Annotated in this window: 18 protein-coding genes; 10 read left to right on the top strand and 8 right to left on the bottom strand. The window is 74.2% G+C overall.

The features are described 5' to 3' along the window. Window positions 1-3: 3 nt before the first annotated feature. A complete protein-coding gene (locus ABT084_RS06370) occupies window positions 4-855 on the bottom strand; it encodes a class I SAM-dependent methyltransferase (RefSeq protein WP_351038659.1) in 852 nt (283 codons plus the stop codon). A 347-nt stretch (window positions 856-1202) separates the two neighbouring features. Between ABT084_RS06370 and rpsA the strand changes: the two genes are divergently transcribed. The 4 genes from rpsA (at window position 1203) to ABT084_RS06350 (ending at window position 5117) form a co-directional block, all read left to right on the top strand. Continuing rightward, window positions 1203-2723: a 30S ribosomal protein S1 gene (gene rpsA / locus ABT084_RS06365; RefSeq protein ID WP_351038657.1), complete on the top strand. Its 1521-nt coding sequence runs from the start codon at window positions 1203-1205 to the stop codon at window positions 2721-2723. 241 nt (window positions 2724-2964) lie between these two features. After that, window positions 2965-3903, top strand: a complete 939-nt coding sequence (locus ABT084_RS06360) for a PAC2 family protein (RefSeq protein ID WP_351038655.1) — start codon at window positions 2965-2967, stop codon at window positions 3901-3903. A gap of 59 nt (window positions 3904-3962) precedes the next feature. Further along, entirely contained in the window at window positions 3963-4571 is a 609-nt protein-coding gene (gene coaE, locus ABT084_RS06355) for a dephospho-CoA kinase (RefSeq protein ID WP_351038654.1), read from the top strand. Window positions 4572-4745: 174 nt separating this feature from the next. Beyond that, entirely contained in the window at window positions 4746-5117 is a 372-nt protein-coding gene (locus ABT084_RS06350) for a tetratricopeptide repeat protein (protein WP_351038898.1), read from the top strand. 62 nt (window positions 5118-5179) lie between these two features. On the opposite strand, the gene ABT084_RS06345 is transcribed toward ABT084_RS06350, so the two are convergent. Further along, window positions 5180-5437, bottom strand: coding sequence for a DUF6343 family protein (locus tag ABT084_RS06345; RefSeq protein WP_351038652.1), 258 nt, complete (start codon window positions 5435-5437; stop codon window positions 5180-5182). 187 nt (window positions 5438-5624) lie between these two features. Between ABT084_RS06345 and ABT084_RS06340 the strand changes: the two genes are divergently transcribed. Next, entirely contained in the window at window positions 5625-8573 is a 2949-nt protein-coding gene (locus ABT084_RS06340; RefSeq protein WP_351038650.1) for an SCO1167/SCO6262 family helicase, read from the top strand. Further along, a complete protein-coding gene (locus ABT084_RS06335; RefSeq protein WP_351038648.1) occupies window positions 8570-9799 on the top strand; it encodes an SWIM zinc finger family protein in 1230 nt (409 codons plus the stop codon). The genes ABT084_RS06340 and ABT084_RS06335 overlap by 4 nt, the downstream gene beginning before the upstream one ends. Here ABT084_RS06335 and ABT084_RS06330 read toward each other — a convergent pair. Continuing rightward, window positions 9765-10307 (bottom strand): HAD domain-containing protein, encoded by a 543-nt coding sequence (locus ABT084_RS06330; protein ID WP_351038646.1) that lies wholly within the window; start codon window positions 10305-10307, stop codon window positions 9765-9767. The genes ABT084_RS06335 and ABT084_RS06330 overlap by 35 nt on opposite strands. 162 nt (window positions 10308-10469) lie before the next feature. Here ABT084_RS06330 and ABT084_RS06325 point away from each other — a divergent pair, with 162 nt between their 5' ends. Next, window positions 10470-11159 (top strand): chaplin, encoded by a 690-nt coding sequence (locus ABT084_RS06325; protein WP_351038645.1) that lies wholly within the window; start codon window positions 10470-10472, stop codon window positions 11157-11159. Between the two features lie 42 nt (window positions 11160-11201). On the opposite strand, the gene ABT084_RS06320 is transcribed toward ABT084_RS06325, so the two are convergent. Further along, window positions 11202-11924 (bottom strand): DUF2293 domain-containing protein, encoded by a 723-nt coding sequence (locus ABT084_RS06320; protein WP_351038644.1) that lies wholly within the window; start codon window positions 11922-11924, stop codon window positions 11202-11204. A gap of 156 nt (window positions 11925-12080) precedes the next feature. Between ABT084_RS06320 and ABT084_RS06315 the strand changes: the two genes are divergently transcribed. Beyond that, entirely contained in the window at window positions 12081-12542 is a 462-nt protein-coding gene (locus tag ABT084_RS06315; RefSeq protein WP_351038642.1) for a cupin domain-containing protein, read from the top strand. On the opposite strand, the gene ABT084_RS06310 is transcribed toward ABT084_RS06315, so the two are convergent. Next, window positions 12506-13945 (bottom strand): WGR domain-containing protein, encoded by a 1440-nt coding sequence (locus ABT084_RS06310; protein ID WP_351038640.1) that lies wholly within the window; start codon window positions 13943-13945, stop codon window positions 12506-12508. The genes ABT084_RS06315 and ABT084_RS06310 overlap by 37 nt on opposite strands. 92 nt (window positions 13946-14037) lie before the next feature. Between ABT084_RS06310 and ABT084_RS06305 the strand changes: the two genes are divergently transcribed. Continuing rightward, window positions 14038-14733, top strand: coding sequence for a nucleoside/nucleotide kinase family protein (locus tag ABT084_RS06305; RefSeq protein ID WP_351038639.1), 696 nt, complete (start codon window positions 14038-14040; stop codon window positions 14731-14733). 41 nt (window positions 14734-14774) lie between these two features. Here ABT084_RS06305 and ABT084_RS06300 read toward each other — a convergent pair whose 3' ends face one another. Together ABT084_RS06300 and ABT084_RS06295 are read right to left on the bottom strand one after the other, a co-directional pair. Next, window positions 14775-15734 carry a carbohydrate kinase family protein gene (locus tag ABT084_RS06300; protein WP_502968853.1) on the bottom strand — a complete coding sequence of 320 codons (960 nt, stop codon included), beginning with the start codon at window positions 15732-15734 and terminating at the stop codon, window positions 14775-14777. Next, entirely contained in the window at window positions 15731-16654 is a 924-nt protein-coding gene (locus ABT084_RS06295) for a pseudouridine-5'-phosphate glycosidase (RefSeq protein ID WP_351038637.1), read from the bottom strand. Before ABT084_RS06295 ends, ABT084_RS06300 begins: the two co-directional genes overlap by 4 nt. Before the next feature lie 186 nt (window positions 16655-16840). Between ABT084_RS06295 and ABT084_RS06290 the strand changes: the two genes are divergently transcribed. Then, window positions 16841-17239 (top strand): cupin domain-containing protein, encoded by a 399-nt coding sequence (locus tag ABT084_RS06290; RefSeq protein ID WP_351038635.1) that lies wholly within the window; start codon window positions 16841-16843, stop codon window positions 17237-17239. Here ABT084_RS06290 and ABT084_RS06285 read toward each other — a convergent pair. Further along, the gene (locus tag ABT084_RS06285; protein ID WP_351038894.1) at window positions 17229-18515 is read right to left on the bottom strand and encodes an MFS transporter; all 1287 of its coding nucleotides are present in this window, start codon (window positions 18513-18515) and stop codon (window positions 17229-17231) included. The two genes, ABT084_RS06290 and ABT084_RS06285, sit on opposite strands and share 11 nt — an antisense overlap. Window positions 18516-18694 lie beyond the last annotated feature (179 nt).

The raw sequence follows: 18694 nt of genomic DNA, 5'->3' as shown, positions 1-18694 counted from the left end.
GGCTCAGCCGCGCTCGCAGACGAAGATCGCGGTGCCGGGGATCAGGTTGCCGCGCAGCGGGGACCAGCCGCCCCACTCCTGGCCGTTCCAGGCGGGCCACTCGGGCTCGACGAGGTCGACCAGGCGGAAACCGCCCGCGACCACGTCCCGGACCCGGTCGCCCAGGGTGCGGTGGTGCTCCACGTACACGGCGCGGCCCTGCTCGTCCTGCTCGACGTACGGCGTCCGGTCGAAGTAGGAGGCGGCGACGGTCAGGCCCTCGGGGCCCGGCTCGTCGGGGAAGGCCCACCGGATGGGGTGGGTGACGGAGAAGACCCAGCGGCCGCCGGGGCGCAGGACGCGGTGGACCTCGCGCATCACGTTCACGGGGTCGGCGACGAAGGGGACGGCGCCGTAGGCGGAGCACGCGAGGTCGAAGGAGCCGTCGCGGAAGGGCAGCTTCCCGGCGTCGGCCTCTACGAGGGGCACGTCGTCGCCGATCCGCAGGGCGTGCTGGAGCTGGCGGTGGGAGAGGTCGAGGGCGACCGGCCGGGCGCCCTGGGCGGCCAGCCAGCGCGAGCACTGGGCGGCGCCGGCGCCGATCTCCAGGACGTCGAGGCCCTTGAGGGAGGAGGCGGGCCCGAGGAGGGCGGCCTCGGCCTCGTCCAGTCCTTCGGGGCCCCACACGAAGCGGTCGTCACCGAGGAAGGCGCCGTGGTCGCTCTGGTACTCGTCGGCGTTGCGGTCCCACCAGCCCCGGCTCGCGCGACTGCTCTCCGCTTCCCCGGCGGCGCGGCGCGTGGCCTCCGCGTCGTCGTCGCCGTCGGCCGCCTCCGCCGCGCGCGCATCTTCGGGGTCGTAGTCCTCTTGGTTCATGGGGCCCGTCGTCGTAGTCTTCGAAAAAGAGGCAGGGAGCCGGTCATCACAGGCTCCCCGCCCACGAATTGTGCCGGGTAAATGGCGTTCTGCCCCGGGTGTCCGCCTTCGCGCATTGACCCTGTCCGGCTGCCCCCGTATGCTACAAGTTGCGCTGCGAGCCTGCGCTCCTCAGACCTAGCAGGCTGCGCTCGCATCTGTTGCAGTCCCCTCGGTTTTCGAGGTCCTCTCCGCTCTCCGAGCGTTCAGAGGCCTCCTTGGCTGTCCGGTCATAGGCAGATGGCGATAAGGGCTCCCGGCGTAGCAGTACCTACGACTTTCTGTCCGTAACCGGAGCCCTTTCCCACATGACGAGCAGCACCGAGACCACCGCCACCACTCCTCCGCAGGTAGCGGTCAACGACATCGGCGACGCGGACGCGTTCCTCGCGGCGATCGACGAGACGATCAAGTACTTCAACGACGGCGACATCGTCGACGGCGTCATCGTCAAGGTGGACCGGGACGAGGTTCTCCTCGACATCGGTTACAAGACCGAAGGCGTGATCCCGAGCCGCGAGCTCTCGATCAAGCACGACGTCGACCCGAACGATGTCGTCAAGGTCGGCGACGAGATCGAGGCCCTGGTTCTCCAGAAGGAGGACAAGGAAGGCCGTCTCATCCTGTCCAAGAAGCGCGCTCAGTACGAGCGTGCCTGGGGCACGATCGAGAAGATCAAGGAAGAAGACGGCATCGTCACCGGTACCGTCATCGAGGTCGTCAAGGGTGGTCTCATCCTCGACATCGGCCTCCGTGGCTTCCTGCCGGCCTCTCTCGTCGAGATGCGTCGCGTCCGCGACCTCCAGCCCTACGTGGGCAAGGAGCTCGAGGCGAAGATCATCGAGCTGGACAAGAACCGCAACAACGTGGTCCTGTCCCGCCGCGCGTGGCTCGAGCAGACCCAGTCCGAGGTGCGCCAGACGTTCCTCACCACCCTGCAGAAGGGTCAGGTCCGCTCCGGCGTCGTTTCCTCGATCGTCAACTTCGGTGCCTTCGTGGACCTGGGTGGCGTCGACGGTCTCGTCCACGTCTCCGAGCTGTCCTGGAAGCACATCGACCACCCCTCCGAGGTTGTCGAGGTCGGCCAGGAAGTCACCGTCGAGGTCCTCGACGTCGACATGGACCGCGAGCGCGTCTCCCTGTCGCTCAAGGCGACGCAGGAAGACCCGTGGCAGCAGTTCGCCCGGACGCACCAGATCGGTCAGGTCGTCCCGGGTAAGGTCACCAAGCTGGTTCCGTTCGGTGCGTTCGTCCGCGTGGACGAGGGCATCGAGGGTCTGGTCCACATCTCCGAGCTGGCCGAGCGCCACGTGGAGATCCCGGAGCAGGTCGTCCAGGTCAACGACGAGATCTTCGTCAAGGTCATCGACATCGACCTCGAGCGTCGCCGGATCTCGCTGTCGCTGAAGCAGGCCAACGAGTCCTTCGGTGCCGACCCGGCCTCGGTCGAGTTCGACCCGACGCTGTACGGCATGGCTGCCTCGTACGACGACCAGGGCAACTACATCTACCCCGAGGGCTTCGACCCCGAGACCAACGACTGGCTCGAGGGCTTCGACTCCCAGCGCGAGACGTGGGAGCGCCAGTACGCCGAGGCGCAGGTTCGCTTCGAGCAGCACCAGGCGCAGGTCATCAAGAGCCGCGAGGCCGACGAGGCCGCTGCGGCCGAGGGTGCTGCCGCCCCGGCCGCCGGTGGCAACACCGGTGGCGGCGCGAGCCTCTCCGGTGGTTCGTACTCCTCCGAGGGTGCGGACGAGACCTCCGGCGCCCTGGCGTCGGACGAGGCCCTGGCGGCGCTGCGCGAGAAGCTGGCCGGCGGCCAGAGCTGATCGCAGCGCATGGCGGCGCGCTCCGGCGCGCGGCTGAGCTGAGCTGAAACGGCGAGGCCCGTCCCCTTCGGGGGGCGGGCCTTTCCGCGTTCCCCTGACGCGTTTTGCCCCTCCCGGCCCCTCCCGACCCTTCCCCGCTCGCGCGTTCCCGCAGGAAAGGGCCGATGGGCGGCCAACTGGGGAATGGCGGCGGCTCCTTGAACGTTCTTGGCAGAGAACGAGACGAAGGGGAGTGGTGACGGTGCTTGATCCGCAAGGTCTGTACGAGTGGGATGCGAAGGGTCTGGCCGTGGTGGACCTGGCGCTCGCCCAGGAGTCCGCCGGGCTGGTCATGCTCTACCACTTCGAGGGGTACATCGACGCCGGGGAGACCGGCGAGCAGATCGTCGAGCGGCTGCTCGACGCCCTGCCCCACCAGGTGGTGGCCCGCTTCGACGCGGACCGGCTCGTCGACTACCGGGCCCGGCGCCCGCTGCTGACCTTCCAGCGCGACCACTGGAGCGACTTCGAGGCCCCCGCACTGGAGGTCCGGCTCGTCCAGGACGCCACCGGCGCGCCGTTCCTGCTGCTGTCCGGCCCCGAGCCGGACGTGGAGTGGGAGCGCTTCGCCGTCGCCGTGCAGCAGATCGTGGAGCGCCTCGGCGTCCGCCTCTCCGTGAACTTCCACGGCATCCCGATGGGCGTCCCGCACACCCGCCCCGTCGGGATCACCCCGCACGGCAACCGCACCGACCTGATGCCGGGGCACCGCAGCCCGTTCGACGAGGCGCAGGTGCCCGGCAGCGCGGAGTCGCTGGTGGAGTTCCGCCTCGGCCAGGCGGGTCATGACGTCCTCGGCGTCGCGGCGCACGTCCCGCACTACGTCGCGCGCTCCTCGTACCCGGACGCCGCGCTGACCGCCCTGGAGGCGATCACGGGCGCGACCGGTCTGGTGCTGCCGAGCGTGGCGCACGCGCTGCGCACCGAGGCGCACCGCACGCAGACGGAGATCGACCGGCAGATCCGGGAGGGGGACGAGGAGCTCGTCACCCTCGTGCAGGGCCTTGAGCACCAGTTCGACGCGGCGGCCGGAGCCGAGACCCGGGGCAACATGATCGCCGAGCCCGCCGAGATCCCCTCGGCGGACGAGATCGGCCGCGAGTTCGAGCGCTTCCTGGCGGAGCGCGAGGGCGAGGCGTAGGAACGGGTTCGGGGGAGGGGCCGTGCGTTGCTCAGGGCTCGGGGTCTAGGCTGCGGGCCATGCTGAAAGTGGGCCTGACGGGCGGAATCGGTGCCGGCAAGAGCGCGGTCTCACGGCTGCTGGCGGGGTACGGGGCGGTCATCGTGGACGCCGACCGGATCGCGCGGGAAGTCGTGGAGCCCGGCACGCCCGGTCTCGCGGCGGTGGTGGAGGCCTTCGGGGAGTCCGTCCTGGCTCCCGACGGCACCCTCGACCGGCCGAAACTCGGCTCGATCGTCTTCGCCGACCCCGGACTTCTGGGCACCCTGAACGCGATCGTGCATCCCTTGGTGGGCGCGCGCTCGGCCGAGCTGGAAGCGGCCGCGGGCCCCGACGCGATCGTCGTGCACGACGTACCGCTCCTCACGGAGAACGGCCTGGCGCCGTTCTACGACCTGGTCGTCGTCGTGGACGCGGCCCCGCGGACGCAGCTGGCGCGGCTCACCTCGCTGCGCGGGATGACCGAGGACGAGGCGCGCTCCCGCATGGCGGCGCAGGCCACCCGGGAACAGCGACTGGCGGTCGCGACGCTGGTCATCGACAACGACGGACCGCTCTCGGCGCTGGAGCCGCAGGTGCGCAAGGTGTGGGAGGACCTCACCGCGCGGGCGGCGGCGGCCGGTGGCTGAGGGCGCTGCCCGAGGGTGGTGCCGGGGGGCGGCCGGCCGGGGCCCGGTCCGGGGCCGACGCACGAACGGCCTTGGGTTTCCGGTGCGTTGAAGGCGCCCGGAGAGGGAAGGAAACACATCGTGTCCGACACCACGCCGCCGTCCCCGTCCGCGCCGGAGCCCGAGAAGGAGCCGGTGCCCGGGCCGCGCGCCGTCAGCCCGGAGACCCACGTCATCGACTTCCGGGCCGCCGAGCAGCTGCTCGCCGCCCGGGACCCGAGAGGCGCGGTGAAGCTGCTCGACTCGGTGATAGCCGCCCATCCGGAGAACACCGCCGCCCGGCTGCTGCGCGCCCGGGCCTTCTTCGCCGCCGCCCAACTGAGGCCGGCGGCGCTGGAGTTCGAGCTGGTCCTGGAACGGGAACCGGACAACGCCTTCGCCCACTTCGCGCTGGCCAGGACGCACCAGCGGGCCGGACAGCCGGAGCGGGCCCGCAGGCACTTCCGGCTCGCCGCGGCCCTCGACCCGCAGCCGGAGTACCTCCAGGCGGCGGGCTTCGAGGAGTAGGCGCCGTCCCCTTCGGCCCGGTCCAGCGGTGCGGCGGCTCGGCGGTCCGGCGGCTCGGCGGCTCAATGGCGCGGGGGTTCGTACGGCGGTATGTCGCGGCCCGGCTGGTAGTGCGGGCCCTGGTGGATGTGGCGCAGGATCATCGCCATGTCCACGCTCACCAGGACCAGGAGCGCCCCGCAGGCCGCGGCCCAGCCGGGCTGCCCGGCCAGGACGAAGGCGGCGGTACCGGCCGCGGCCCAGATCAGTCCCCACACGCTGAGCCAGAAGCGCAGCCGCAGCGGGCTGCGCGCGGTCACCGGCTCGTTCCCGGTACGCATGGCCATCGCCTCGGCTCTGTCGCCACTGCTCCCGCTCCCCTTCCTCCATGGTCCCACGCGGAGCGCGGCGCGACGAGGAGCCGCGTGCCGAGGGATCGCCCAGGTCAACGGCATTGTCAGTGCCCCCGCCTAGACTCGTGGGCACGGGCAGTGGAAGCGGCATCGGCAGTGAGGGAGGGGGAGGGGCATGGCAGATCGGACCGTGCCGGCGGTGCGCACCGCCGGGACCGGGCGGACCGTGCGCGGTGTCCCCGGGGCGCTCGCGCGGCCCCTGCCGCCCGGTGCGCTGCTGCGCCACGCCGCGCTCTTCCTCCCGGCCGCCGTTCCCCGGCAGAGCCGGATCGCCTTCTGGTCCCCGGCGGGCGAGGCCCTGCCCGATCCCGCGGACCTCACAGACCTCGCGGACCTTCCGGACCTCGTCGCTGTCGTGCGTGAACCGCTCGAAGCAGTCCGTCCCGCGGGCACCGCACTGCGGACCAAGACGGTCCCCTCCCTCGTCCTCCCGCTCGCCACCGCGCTCCCGCTGCTCGCCGGGGCCCCGCGCCATCCCGCCGCCCACCCGGCCACCCGCGCCTGGGGCACCGCCGCCCGCCAGGCGCTCGCGCTCGCCGCGCGGGGCAGACTGCTCCCCGGGCTGACTCCGGACGGCGTCGACGCCTGGCGCGTCGGCCCGCTGGCCACCGAGGACATCGCCTACCTCCGCGCGGTCGCGGCCGCCCTGCCGTACGAGGGGTACGCCGCGCCCCTGCCCGGGCGCCGCCCGCTGCTCCTGCCCGAACCGGAAGCCCTGGTCCGCGCCTTCCTCGACGCCGTCGCCGACACCCTGCCGCGGACCCCGGCCGCGCCCGTCGCCGCCGGCCGCCCCTTCGCCTCGGCCGAGCCGCAGCAGGTGTCCGGGCTGCGCGCATGGGCCGCGCAGGTCGCGGCCGGGGCCGATGCGGGGGTGGGGATCTCGCTGCGGCTCGACCTCTCCTCGTACCGCCTCTTCGACGCCGAGGAGGGCGCCGCGCAGGACACCGACGAGGTGCGCCGGGCGGGCGCGGCCGTGGTCCAGGTGCACAGCCTGGCCGATCCGACGCTGGTGAGCGACGCGGGCGCGCTGTGGGCGGGGACGGCCACCGACCGGTTCGGCCCCCGGGCCCGGGTCGATGCCGTGCTCGCGCTGCGCCGCGCCGCCCGGGTGTGGCCGCCGCTGCTGCGGCTGCTGGACCAGCCCGTGCCCGATGTGCTGGCCCTGTCCGATCCCGAGCTGGAGGACCTCCTGGGCATGGCCGCGACCCGGCTCGCGGCGGCCGGGGTGAGCGTCCACTGGCCGCGGGACCTGGCCCGGACGCTGAGCGCGAGTGCCGTCGTACGCTCCACCGCGCCCGGTTCGGCCACCGACGGCACCGCGTTCTTCGACGCGGCCGGACTGTTCGCCTTCTCCTGGGAGCTGGCGCTCGGCGGGGACCGGCTGACCCCCGGGGAGATGGACGCCCTCGCCCAGGCCCACCGGCCGGTGGTGCGCCTGCGCGACCAGTGGGTGCGGGTCGATCCGGAGCTGGTCCGCAAGGCCCGCAAGCGGGAGCTGGGGCTGCTGGATCCGGTGGACGCGCTGGCGGCCTGCCTGACCGGCGAGGCCGAGGTCGACGGGGAGGCCGTGCCCGCGGTCGCCGTCGGCTCGCTGGCCGCCCTGCGGGACCGGCTGACCGGGGACCTCGCGCCGCTGCCGCAGCCGCCCGGCCTGCGGGCCACGCTGCGCGACTACCAGGCGCGCGGCCTGGCCTGGCTCGACCTGATGACCTCCCTCGGCCTCGGCGGCTGCCTCGCCGATGACATGGGACTGGGCAAGACCGTCACGCTGATCGCCCTCCACCTGCACCGGGCCCGCCCCGAGCCGACCCTGGTGATCTGCCCCGCGTCGCTGCTGGGCAACTGGCAGCGGGAGATCGAGCGCTTCGCCCCCGGGGTCCCCGTGCGCCGCTTCCACGGCGCGGGCCGCAGCCTGGAGGGCCTGGCGGGCGGCTTCGTCCTCACCACGTACGGCACGATGCGGGCGAGCGCGTCCCGGCTGGCCGGCCAGGAGTGGGGGATGGTCGTCGCCGACGAGGCGCAGCACATCAAGAACCCGCATTCGGCGACCGCGCGGGCGCTGCGCACCATCGGGGCTCCGGCCCGGGTGGCGCTGACCGGCACCCCCGTCGAGAACAACCTGTCCGAGCTGTGGGCCCTCCTCGACTGGACCACCCCCGGGCTGCTCGGCCCGCTGACCGCCTTCCGGGCCCGGCACGCCCGGCCGGTGGAGCACCAGGCCGAGGAGGACGGCGGCAACGAGGAAGCGGTGGCCCGGCTGGCCGCGCTGGTCCGGCCCTTCCTGCTGCGCCGCAAGAAGTCCGACCCGGGGATCGCGCCCGAGCTGCCGCCCAAGACGGAGACCGACCACCCCGTCTCGCTGACCCGGGAGCAGGCGTCCCTCTACCAGGCCGCGGTGGACGAGGCGATGGCCGTGATCGAGGCCAGCGAGGGCATCGAGCGCCGCGGCATGATCATGAAGCTGCTGGCCTCGCTCAAGCAGATCTGCAACCACCCCGCGCAGTACCTCAAGGAGGAGCGCCCCCGGATCCCGCACCGCTCCGGCAAACTCGCCCTGCTGGACGAGCTGTTGGACACGATCGTGTCCGAGAGCGGCTCGGTGCTGGTCTTCACGCAGTACGTGACGATGGCCCGGATCCTGGAGCAGCACCTGGCGGCCCGCGGGATCGCGGCCCAACTGCTGCACGGCGGGACCCCGGTGGCGCGCCGCGAGGAGCTGGTCGACCGCTTCCAGGACGGTGACGTCCCGGTGTTCCTGCTGTCGTTGAAGGCGGCCGGTACCGGGCTCAACCTCACCCGCGCGGGCCATGTGATCCACTACGACCGCTGGTGGAACCCCGCTGTGGAGGAGCAGGCCACCGACCGCGCCTACCGCATCGGCCAGACCCAGCCCGTCCAGGTCCACCGGATCATCGCCGAGGGCACCGTCGAGGACCGCATCGCCGAAATGCTGGAGGCCAAGCGGGCCCTGGCCGATGCCGTCCTCGGGTCGGGCGAGACCGCCCTGACCGAGCTGACCGACCGCGAACTGGCCGACCTCGTCTCCCTGCGCAGGCGCTCGTGATCACCGCGCGCGACGATCTGCGCCGCACCTTCGACTCCCTCCCCGCCGGGGCCGAGGCCGTGAGCTGGTGGGGCCGGGCCTGGGTTGCCGCCCTGGAGGGGCTCTCCCGCGACTCCGCGCGCCTCGGGCGCGGGCGGACGTACGCCGATGACGGGCACGTCGACGCGGTGACGGTCACCCCCGGGCGGATCGTGGCGTACGTGCGGGGCAGCCGGGCCCGGCCCTACCGCACGGAGCTGGCCCTGACCGCCTTCACCGCCGAGGAGTGGGACGAGCTGCTGGAGGACATGGCCGCGGAACCGGCCGCGCTGGCCGCCCTGTTGGAGCGCGAGGTCCCGCGAGCCCTGGCCGGGCGGCTGCTGCCGGGCGCCGGGGATCTCGTACCGCACTGTTCCTGCCCGGACTTCGGCCGCCCGCCGTGCAAGCACGCCGCCGCGCTCTGCTACCGCGCGGCCCGGCTGCTCGACGAGGACCCGTTCGTCCTGATGCTGCTGCGCGGGCGCGGTGAGCGGGACCTCCTCGACGAGCTGTCCCGCCGCAACGCCGCGCACGCCGCCCGCGAACAGCCCGAGGCCGCCGCCGACTTCCCCGGCGTCCCGGCGCGCGCCGCCGTGCACCGCGCGGTCCTGCCACCGCTGCCCGCCCCGCTCGACGCGCCGCCCGTGGGCGCCGCCCCCGCCTACCCGGACGAGCCCGGCGCCCCCGATCCGCTGGCCCTGGACCAGCTCGCCTCCGACGCGGCGGCGCGTGCCCACGCCCTCCTCGTCACCGGGCAGGACCCGATCGCGGGCCTGACGCTGTGGCAGGACGCGGTCCGGCTGGCCACCGCGCAGCCGCCGACCTCGGGTCTGGCGGCCTCGACCCGCGCCCTGTACCGCGACCTGGCGGCCGCCACCGGCCGCTCGCCCGGCGACCTGGCCCGCGCGGTCTCGGCCTGGCGCCAGGGCGGTCGCGCGGGGCTGCTGGTGCTGGAGGAGGAGTGGGACCCGCCCGCGGGCCCCTTCGACCGCGCCCGCCCGGCTCTGCTGGCCGCGGGGCTCGGCCCCTTCCGGCCCCGGCGCAACCGGCTCTGCGGCCGTACGTCCCAGCTCCGCCTCGGCCGCGACGGGCTCTGGTACGCCTACGAGTCCGAGCCGGACGAGGAGGACTGGTGGCCCTGCGGCCTCCCGTCCCCCGATCCGATGGCAGCCCTCACGTCCCGGGCAGGGAGTCCGCCCAGCGGGTGAGGGTGGCGAAGTCGCGTGCGCGCAGGCCGTGGCGGGGGTGGATGCGCAGCAGCAGGGAGGGGGCCGGGTGGTGGGCGCGGGCCCAGGCGCGGTCCCGTGCGGTGATCATGTCGTCGACCCAGGCGAAGGGGCGCCCGGCGGCCCAGTCGAGGAGCGGCCGCGTCTTCCAGTAGAGGCCGTCGGGGTCGTGGGCGAAGAGTTCCGGCCATTCGATGACAGGAAGATCACCGGGTAGTCCGATGTGCGGGGCGATCATCGTGTTGGCCTGGTGCATCCAGGTGGTGGCCCAGGCGAGTTCGAAGGGCAGCGCCTGGAGCCGCGCGCCGTGGGTGGGGTGCAGGCGGACCCGCAGACCCCGGCGCGCACTGCGGGAATCCGGCGCCCGGCGGCCCATCCAGAGGGCCGGGCGCATCCGGTGTGTGGTGTACCCACGCAGTCCGGCGAAGGGTGAGCGGAACGGATTGAGCGGGCCGTCCACGTCGAGGAGCAGCAGCGGTCTGTCCATCATGAAGTACGCACTACCCAGTACACGATGGAGTGAAATGCCTACCGGCGCTATAACCCGAACGGGTTCAGAGCGTTGTACGGGCACGGGTGCAACGCCCGTGAACTCCTCCGGAAGGCAGGGAAACTGATGCGACGCAGTCGTCGAAATGGCTTGATCGCGGCGGTGGTTGCGGGGGGTGGACTGGCTGCCGCGAGTGCGGGTGGCTTCGCCTACGCCGACGCGGACGCGAGCGGACAGGCGCAGCGCTCGCCGGGCCTGCTCTCGGGGAACCTCGTGCAGCTGCCGGTGCACGCTCCGGTGAACGTGTGCGGGAACACCGTGAGCGTGGTGGGCCTGCTCAACCCGGCTTCGGGGAACCGCTGTGGCAACGCGGGTCCCGCCGAACATCCGGATCCGCGGCCCTCTCATCCCTCACATCGGTCGGGCCCGTCGTCCTCGACGGGCCCCTCCCGGCAGGGTGCCGGGAACGGTGGGGGCGCGGTCGCCGAAGGGCGCGGAAAGGATTCGCCAGGTCTGCTGTCCGGCAACGGGATCCAGCTGCCGGTCGATCTCCCGGTGAACATCAGCGGCAACGCGGTGAGCGTCGTGGGCGCCGGCAACTCCGCCGCCGGCACCACCTCGGTCAACGGCGGTACACCCGGCGGCAAGCCCGCGCAGCCGCCGGTGGCGGTACGCCCGGTCACCCCGTCGGCCCCGCCCGCCCCGCCGGGCGAGACGGGCCCCGCGCTGGCCCACACCGGCGCGGACGCGCTCGGCTACCTCGTACCGGGCAGCGCCGCCCTGCTCCTCGGGGGAGCGCTGCTCTACCGCCGGTCCCGCGCGAGCCGGGCTGTCTCTGACCACAGGGCCTAGTCCCCGTCCGGGCCGCGCGGCCCGGACGGGCCGGGCCACCCCCTACGGTTCGGGCGCGGCCGGGGACGCCGGTCGCGGGAGATGCCGCCGGGGGCGTGGCGCGCGGTAGCGCGGGGTGTCCGGGCGCCAGGAGTCGAGGACGGCATCGATCAGCGGGGCGAGCCGGGCGCGGGCCTCGAACCGCGGGACGCCCGCCATCAGCAGGGCGTCGTACTCCGTGTCCTCGTGCCGGACCGCCGCGCGGACCGCGACCGAGACGGCCTGCTCGGACAGGGCCCGGCCCGCCGCGCTGCGGCCCACCCGCCCGCTGCCCCGGACCGAGGCGTGGGCCGCGATCGCCTCGGCGCGCGCGGGCGGGCACCCGGGGAACAGCCGGGTGATCTCGGCGGCGAAGAGGGCCGTGAACCGGGTGTCCTCCGCTGCCCGGCGCACCCGGTCGCGGGCCCGCCGCCGGGCCCGCGCCTCGGCGTCCACGAGGCAGGCGGCCTCCGCACGGGCCAGGGCGGGCTCCTCGACCAGCAGGCCCTGGCGTTCGTGGCGACGGCGGCGCTTGTTGAACCGCACCACCACCGCACACAGCGAACTGCCCGTCCGGGCGCGGCGGGTGAGGGCCGCGTCGCCGCGCGGCAGGTAGACGAGGTGCCCGAGATCGGCGCAGTCCAGGCAGCGGGGGACACCGGACTCGCGGACGAGGTGCGGAAGCGGCCCGTGCCCGCACTCCGCGCAGCTGATCCGCTTGAGTGGCTCGATGACGACGAGGTCCATACAGGTGTGATACCGCCCCGACAGCCTCTTATCACCCTGGAGCGCAAGGCAGTTGGCGTTTCGGCAATTCCTCCTGGTCAGCCCGAGGTCTGCCTAGCGTGGAGGGCTCGACAGGCGCCCGTCCGCGCCTGGAGGGCGCTACGAGGGGGGAACCGCATGGGAAGGCCGAAACCGATCGTCCGGGTCGCGGAGGCGGCGCGCCGGTCGAGGCTTCTCGCCACGTCGCGGGAGGCGGCGCGCCCGCCCGCCGCGGCCGCTCTGGCCGACCTCGTGGAGCGGGAGATCGTCATAGCGCCCGGCGGCTCCACCGGCTGGCACTACCACCACGTCCCGCTGAACGCCGTCGTCCGGTCCGGGACGCTCACCCGGATCCTGCACGACGGCACGGTCGAGGTGAACGAGGCCGGGGACCGCTTCATCGAACGCGGCGGCGCCGAACACGTCCACCTCGGCCACAACCGCGGCGCCGAGCCGGTCGTCCTCCACGTCACCTACGCCCTCCCCGAGGGCCTGCCCCTCTCGGTCGACGCCCCCGCCCCCCGCCTCCTCCCCGCACCCCCCACTCCGCACCCCGCCGGGGCTCACACCAGGCGGCGTATCTCCCCGCGCACCCGGTAGAAGCCTCCGGGAGCCGGGTGCAGGCCGTCCACCACATACCGGGCCCCCGCCTCCCGGATGCCCCGGGGGAACTGCACGTTCCACGAGGGCTCGAAGCCGCCGGAGAGCACCTGCACCCGCATCCGGCCGCCCTGCTGGACGCACTCGACGACGATCCCGCCCGCCGGGGCGACCGTCACCGTCGCCACCGCGGCCGCCGACGCGGCCGGCGTGAACACGGGCAGGGCCGCCGCCGACTTCACGTCCATCGCGGTCGGCACCGAGCCCTGCTGGGCCGCCGCGATGGCCGCCTCGCTCGCGTCCACGCAGACCAGCGACCCGTCCGTGGTCACCAGGTACAGCCGCTCGTCCAGATACTGCATCGACAGCGCGGACCCGCTCCCCGTGCCCAGCTTCCACAGCCGCCGCCCGGCGGCGTCGAAGCAGTACACCGACGAGGACGAGTCGCCCGCGAAGACGTGCCGGCCGTCGGGCGAGGTCGCGCAGGAATACACCGACCCGTCACACCGGTAGGTGGCCTCGACGGCCCCGGTCGCCTTCGACAGCCGCTCCACGGTGTGCCGCGAGGTCCCCGCGTACACCGCGTGGTCCTCCTGCCAGCCGAACAGCACCTGACCGTTGGTCCGGGTGTGCCACAGCTCCCCGGAGCCGTCCGGGGCGTACGCCGTCACCCCCGAGGTGTGCCCGTGGTAGACGGCGTCCCCGTCCGCCCGCACCATCCATCCGTTGGAGCCCGAGGACCGGCGCGACCACTGGAACTCGTCCTCGTGGTCGATGACCGTCAGGCCGCCGTCGCGGTCGGAGACGGTGAGCACGCCCTCGCGGATGTCCAGCCAGAAGATGTCCACGTCCGCCGCGATGTCGTAGGCCCCGAAGGGGACCTTCGACGACAGGTCGTACACCGTGCCGTCATCACACCCGGCATAGATCCAGAACTCGTCCGCCACCAGGCACTTGACCCCGTCCGGCAGCGAATAGCGCGCCAGTACCTCGCCGCCGTGGCTCAGCGTGTAGACGTCGCCCGCCTGATTGCCGACCCAGCAGCGGTCCTCGTCCACATGGATCCCGAACGCCGAGGCGCCTGTGCGGAACCGCCACAGCACCGGCGCCACCGCCCGCGCCGTCGAGGGCGCCGAGGTCACCTGGCGGCGGGAGACCGCGCGCGCCGTGCGCTGCCCGCGCACGGCCGGGGCGTACCCCTTGCGGACCTTCTCCCCGACCTTCTTCGCGGCAGCCGCCCGCGCCTTCTCGACGGTGGGGAAGGAGGAGTTCTGCAGCTGCCCGTCCGCACCGATCCGGCCGTACCGCACCGAGACGGCCGTCCCGTCGACGGTCACCTCGTAGAACTTGTGCGCGCCGCCGCCATCCTGCGACAGCTCCAGATACGTGGTCTCGCGAGCCATGACAGACCCCTCCCCAAGGCCGGGACGACGGCTCTTGCGCGTCGGTGATCCCTTGTTGAGAAACGCTACGGGCGACCACTGACAATGGGACCGTGCAGCTGGAAGCGATCACATGGGAGGGGATGGCCGAGCGGCTCGCGGGCCATCTCGACGGCGCGCGGCGGGACATGGGCGGGGACGCGGGTGGTGCCACGGCCGGGGATCCGGCCGGCGGTCCGGACGCCGCGGCGCCCTGGCTGCGGGTGGCCGTGGACGGCGCGCCCGCCGCCGGTACGGGTACGCTCGCCGGGCACCTCGCCGACGCGCTGCGCCTGCGCGGCCGTTCGGTCCTCGTCGTTCCCGCCGACGGCTTCCTGCGGCCCGCCTCGCTGCGCTTCGAGTACGGCCGCCGGGACGTCGACACCTACCTCGGCGGCTGGTACGACACGGCCGCGCTGTGGCGCGAGGTCGTCGGACCGCTGGACCCCGGGGGCAGCGGGCGGGTGCTGCCGGACCTGTGGGACCCGGTCACCGACCGCGCGACCCGCAGCCCCTACGTGACCCTCCCGCCGGGCGCCGTGGTGATCCTGCACGGACCGTTCCTGATGGGGCACTGGTTCCCCTTCGACCTCAGCGTCCACATCCGGCTCTCCGCCGGGGCCCTGGCCCGCCGGACGCCCGAGGCCGAGCGCTGGACCCTGCCCGCCTTCGCGCGCTACGACGCCGAGACCGACCCGGAGTCGGCCGCCGACGTCCTGGTCCGCGCCGACGACCCCCGCCACCCCGCCTGGACCGGCCTCCCGCACTGAGCCGGAGCGGCCCGGGCCAGGCGCCACTTCGACGACAGGACCTACGGCCGCCCGCCCAGCCGGGTCACCGCGACCGCCCCCGCCCGGCACCCCGCCCGCGCCGCCTCCACCGGGTCCGCGCCCGCGAGCCGGGCCGCCAGGAACCCGCCGGTGAAGGCGTCGCCCGCGCCGGTGGAATCCACCGCCAGCGCGGACTCCGCCATGATCTCGGCGGTCACCCGGCCGCCCTCGGCGACCAGCGCCCCGGCCGGCCCCCGGGTCACCACGACCAGCGGAACCCGCAGGCTCAGCTCCGCCGCAGCCCGCGCCGAGGGGGCCGGTCCGGGCAGCCCGGCCAGCAGCCGCGCCTCGTCCTCGTTGGGCAGGAGTACGTCGGCCCCCGCCACGGCGTCGAGGAACCGGTCCACCCCCAGCGCGCCCAGGAACCCCGCCGAGGCGGGGTCCACGCTCACCGCGATCCCGCGCTCCCGGGCCGAGCGCAGCGCCAGCCGGGCCAGCTCCCGGCTGGTGTCCCCGAAGAACAGGTAGCCGGACAGGTGCAGATGGGCCACTCCGTCCAGCACTGCCGGGGTCCAGTCGGCCCGGGAGAGCCGCAGCACGGCCCCGCTGTCGGTCAGAAAGGTCCGCTCGGCGTCCTTGCCGACCAGCGCGACCACCGTCCCGGTGGGCTCCACCGGGTCTATCACCAGCAGCGGGCGGACCCCGGCGGCCAGTAGGGCGTGCTCGTGCCACTGCGCCGACTCCGCGCCCACCCGCGCCAGCAGCGCGACCTCCGCGGCCCCCTCGTGGGCCGCCCAGCAGGCCGCGTTGGCCCCGGCGCCACCGGGCATCGTACGGATCCGGGCCGCCGTGTCCGTGGCCGGAGCCAGCGGTTCCAGGTGCACGGCCACCACGTCCGTGACCACGTCCCCGACCACCAGCAGGCCTCCCGCCAACTCGGCGGCCGGTGCGCCGGACCGTTCGCCCGGCCCCACGCCCGGCCCCGCGCCCGGCCCGCTCACCACGCCGCCCAGGCCGCCGCGATCCGTGCCCCCAGCCGGACGTTGCCGCGCACCGCCGCCAGATTGGCCTCCAGCGACGCCCCGCCGGTCGCCCGGACCAGGAAACCGAGCAGGAAGGGGGTCACCGCCTGCCCGGTGATGCCCCGTTCCCGGCACTCCGCGAGGGCCTGGGCCAGTACCCGGTCGTGCAGTTCCGGATCCAGCTGCTCCGCCTCGGGGACCGGGTTCGCGACCAGCAGCGCGGACGCCGGGCCGCCCAGGGCGTCCTGAGCCGCCATCACGGCGGCCACCTCCTGCGGCCGGTGCACGGTCCAGTCGACGGGCTCGCCGGAGCTGGTCAGATAGAAGCCGGGAAAACGTTCCGTCCCGAAGCCCAGCACCCCCACGCCCAGCGTCTCCAGCCGCTGCAGCGTGGCCGGCACGTCCAGGATCGACTTCACCCCCGCGCAGACCACCGTGATCCGGGTCCGGGCGAGCAGTGACAGGTCCGCCGACTCGTCCTGCGCCCGCTCCCAGTCGCGGTGTACGCCGCCCAGCCCGCCGGTGGCGAAGACGCGCAGCCCGGCCCGCGCGGCCAGGAAGGCCGTCGCGGACACCGTCGTCGCCCCGGTGGCGCCCGCCGCCATCGCGGGTGCCAGGTCCCGGTGCCCGAGCTTGCGCACGCCGTCGCCGTTCGCGATCCGCTCCAGCTGTGCCTTGTCGAGCCCGGCGTACGGCACTCCGTCGAGCACCGCGAGGGTCGCCGGAACGGCGCCCTCCGACCGGACGAGCGCCTCCAGTTCCCCGCCCACCTGGAGATTGCGGGGCCGGGGCAGGCCGTGCGCGAGGATCGTCGATTCGAGGGCGACGACGGGGCGCCCGTCCGCGAGCGCGTCGCGTACCTCTTCCGACAGGACCGGAACCGCTGTGTGCTGTGACATGTCCCCATCCATGGCACGGGATCCACGCCCCCAAACGCGCCCCCGGCCCAACTGTCCGAGATACACGGGGTGCGCGGGGCGCGCTGAGCGGGCCCGCGCCCTGGACAGGGTGACGCCTGCGCCCCGCCGATCCTGGACGACCTGGTCACCGCGCGGCGCCGCCCCGCCCGGCTAGGGTTTCGCGCCATGAGCACCGAAGAGCCCGCCGCCACGCCCGCCGCGCCCGCCACCCCGCCCGCCTCCTTCGCCGTGTCCGTGCCCGACGTACCGGACGCCGAACTGGAGGCGGAGGACCTCGACCCGGGCCAGATCGTCTCCGGCGAGCCGGTGGTGACGGGCAAGGTGCTGTGGGAGTCCGAGGACGGCAAGCAGCTGCGCGGGATCTGGCAGATCACCCCCGGGGTGGTCACCGACACCGAGGCGAACGAGCTGTTCGTCGTCGTCAGCGGCCGGGCCACCATCGAGATCGAGGGCGGCGAGCGGCTGGAGGTCGGCCCCGGCACCGCCTGCGTGCTCCGGGAGGGCGACAAGACCACCTGGACCGTGCACGAGACGCTGCGCAAGGCCTACCACATCAGTCTCTGACGGCCCCGTCGGTGGCGGCGGGCGCGGGGTGGCGGCGCGCGGTGAACAGCGCGAGCCCGGCCATCGGCAGCAGCAGCGCGGCCCCGGCGGCGTTGAGCCAGCCGTAGCCCGCCTGGGAGACGATCAGCCCGGACACGGCGCCGCCGATGCCCGCGCAGGTGTTCATGGTCAGGTCGGACAGGCCCTGGACCGCGGCCCGCGCGGCCTGCGGCACCGAGTCGGTCAGCAGCGCCGAACCGGAGACCAGCCCGGCGGACCAGCCCAGTCCTAGCAGGAACAGCCCCGCCGCGGTCTGCGCGTGGTTCGCCCCGGCGGTGCCCGCCAGCAGCGCGGCGATCGCGAGCAGCCCGGCGGCCAGGCCGATCACCGAGAGCCTGCCGAGCCGGTCCGCCAGCCAGCCCATCACCGGCGAGAAGGCGAACATCCCGGCGATGTGCCCGCTGATCACCAGACCGATCAGCTGGAGGTCGGCGCCGTGGTGACCCAGGTCGACGGGGGTCATCACCATGATCGAGACCATGGCGGTGTGCGTGACGGCGACCGTCACCAGCGCCAGGCGCGCCCTGGGGGAGGCCCGTACGGCGGCGAACCCGGCCCGCAGCGAGCGGGCGGCGGCCGTCTGCTCGGCCGGACCGGCCAGCGCCCTGGCCGTCAGCAGCGGATCCGGCCGCAGGAGTACGCCGATCAGCAGCGCGGTGAGCAGGAAGATCGCGCCGGCCCACAGGAACGGACCGGCCTTCTCGGGTATGGAGGTCCCCGCGAAGCTCCGGCTGGCCGGAGCCGACAGGTTGGGTCCCAGCACCGCGCCGATGGTCGTGGCCCACACCACCGTCGAGATCGCCCGCGCCCGGTGGTCCGGGGCCGCCAGGTCGGCGGCGGCGAACCGGCACTGCAGATTGGCGGAGGAAGCCGCTCCGAAGGCGGCCATGCCGAGCAGCAGCAGCGGGAAGCTCCCCAGGACGGCTGCCAGGACCACCAGGCCCGCGCCGCCCGCGCCGATCAGATAGGCGAGGACCAGCCCCGGGCGGCGCCCGCGCGCGGTCATCAGCGCCGCGAGCGGGAGCGAGACCACGGCGGTGCCCACGACGGCGGCGGTCGAGGCCAGCCCGGACACGGCTTCGGTGCCGCTGACCTCGGTGGCCAGCACCGGGGCCAGCGCGATGCTGATCGGTATGCCGAGGCCGCCCAGGATCTGCGCGGCTATGAGCACGCCGGATACGCGCCTGCGCAACCGGGGCAGATCGGCCTCGGTCACTCCCCGGACCTCCCGGGGCAGGCGGTCCGGGCCGGCCTTCGGGTCCGCAGACCCCGGCCGGGCGGCCGCGGCGGACCGGGCGGGCCGTACGGGTCCGGTGGATCCGGTGGATCCGGTGGGCGGGACGGGCCCGGCGGGCCGGTCCGTACCGTGCGGGGCGGTCACGACGTACACCTCCGATCCGGCGGACAGGAGCGGAC

This window comes from Streptomyces sp. NPDC002138, assembly GCF_040296485.1.
Lineage (GTDB): Bacteria > Actinomycetota > Actinomycetes > Streptomycetales > Streptomycetaceae > Streptomyces.
Note: the sequence above shows the minus strand (reverse complement) of the source record. Positions and strands in the feature narration are given on the sequence as shown.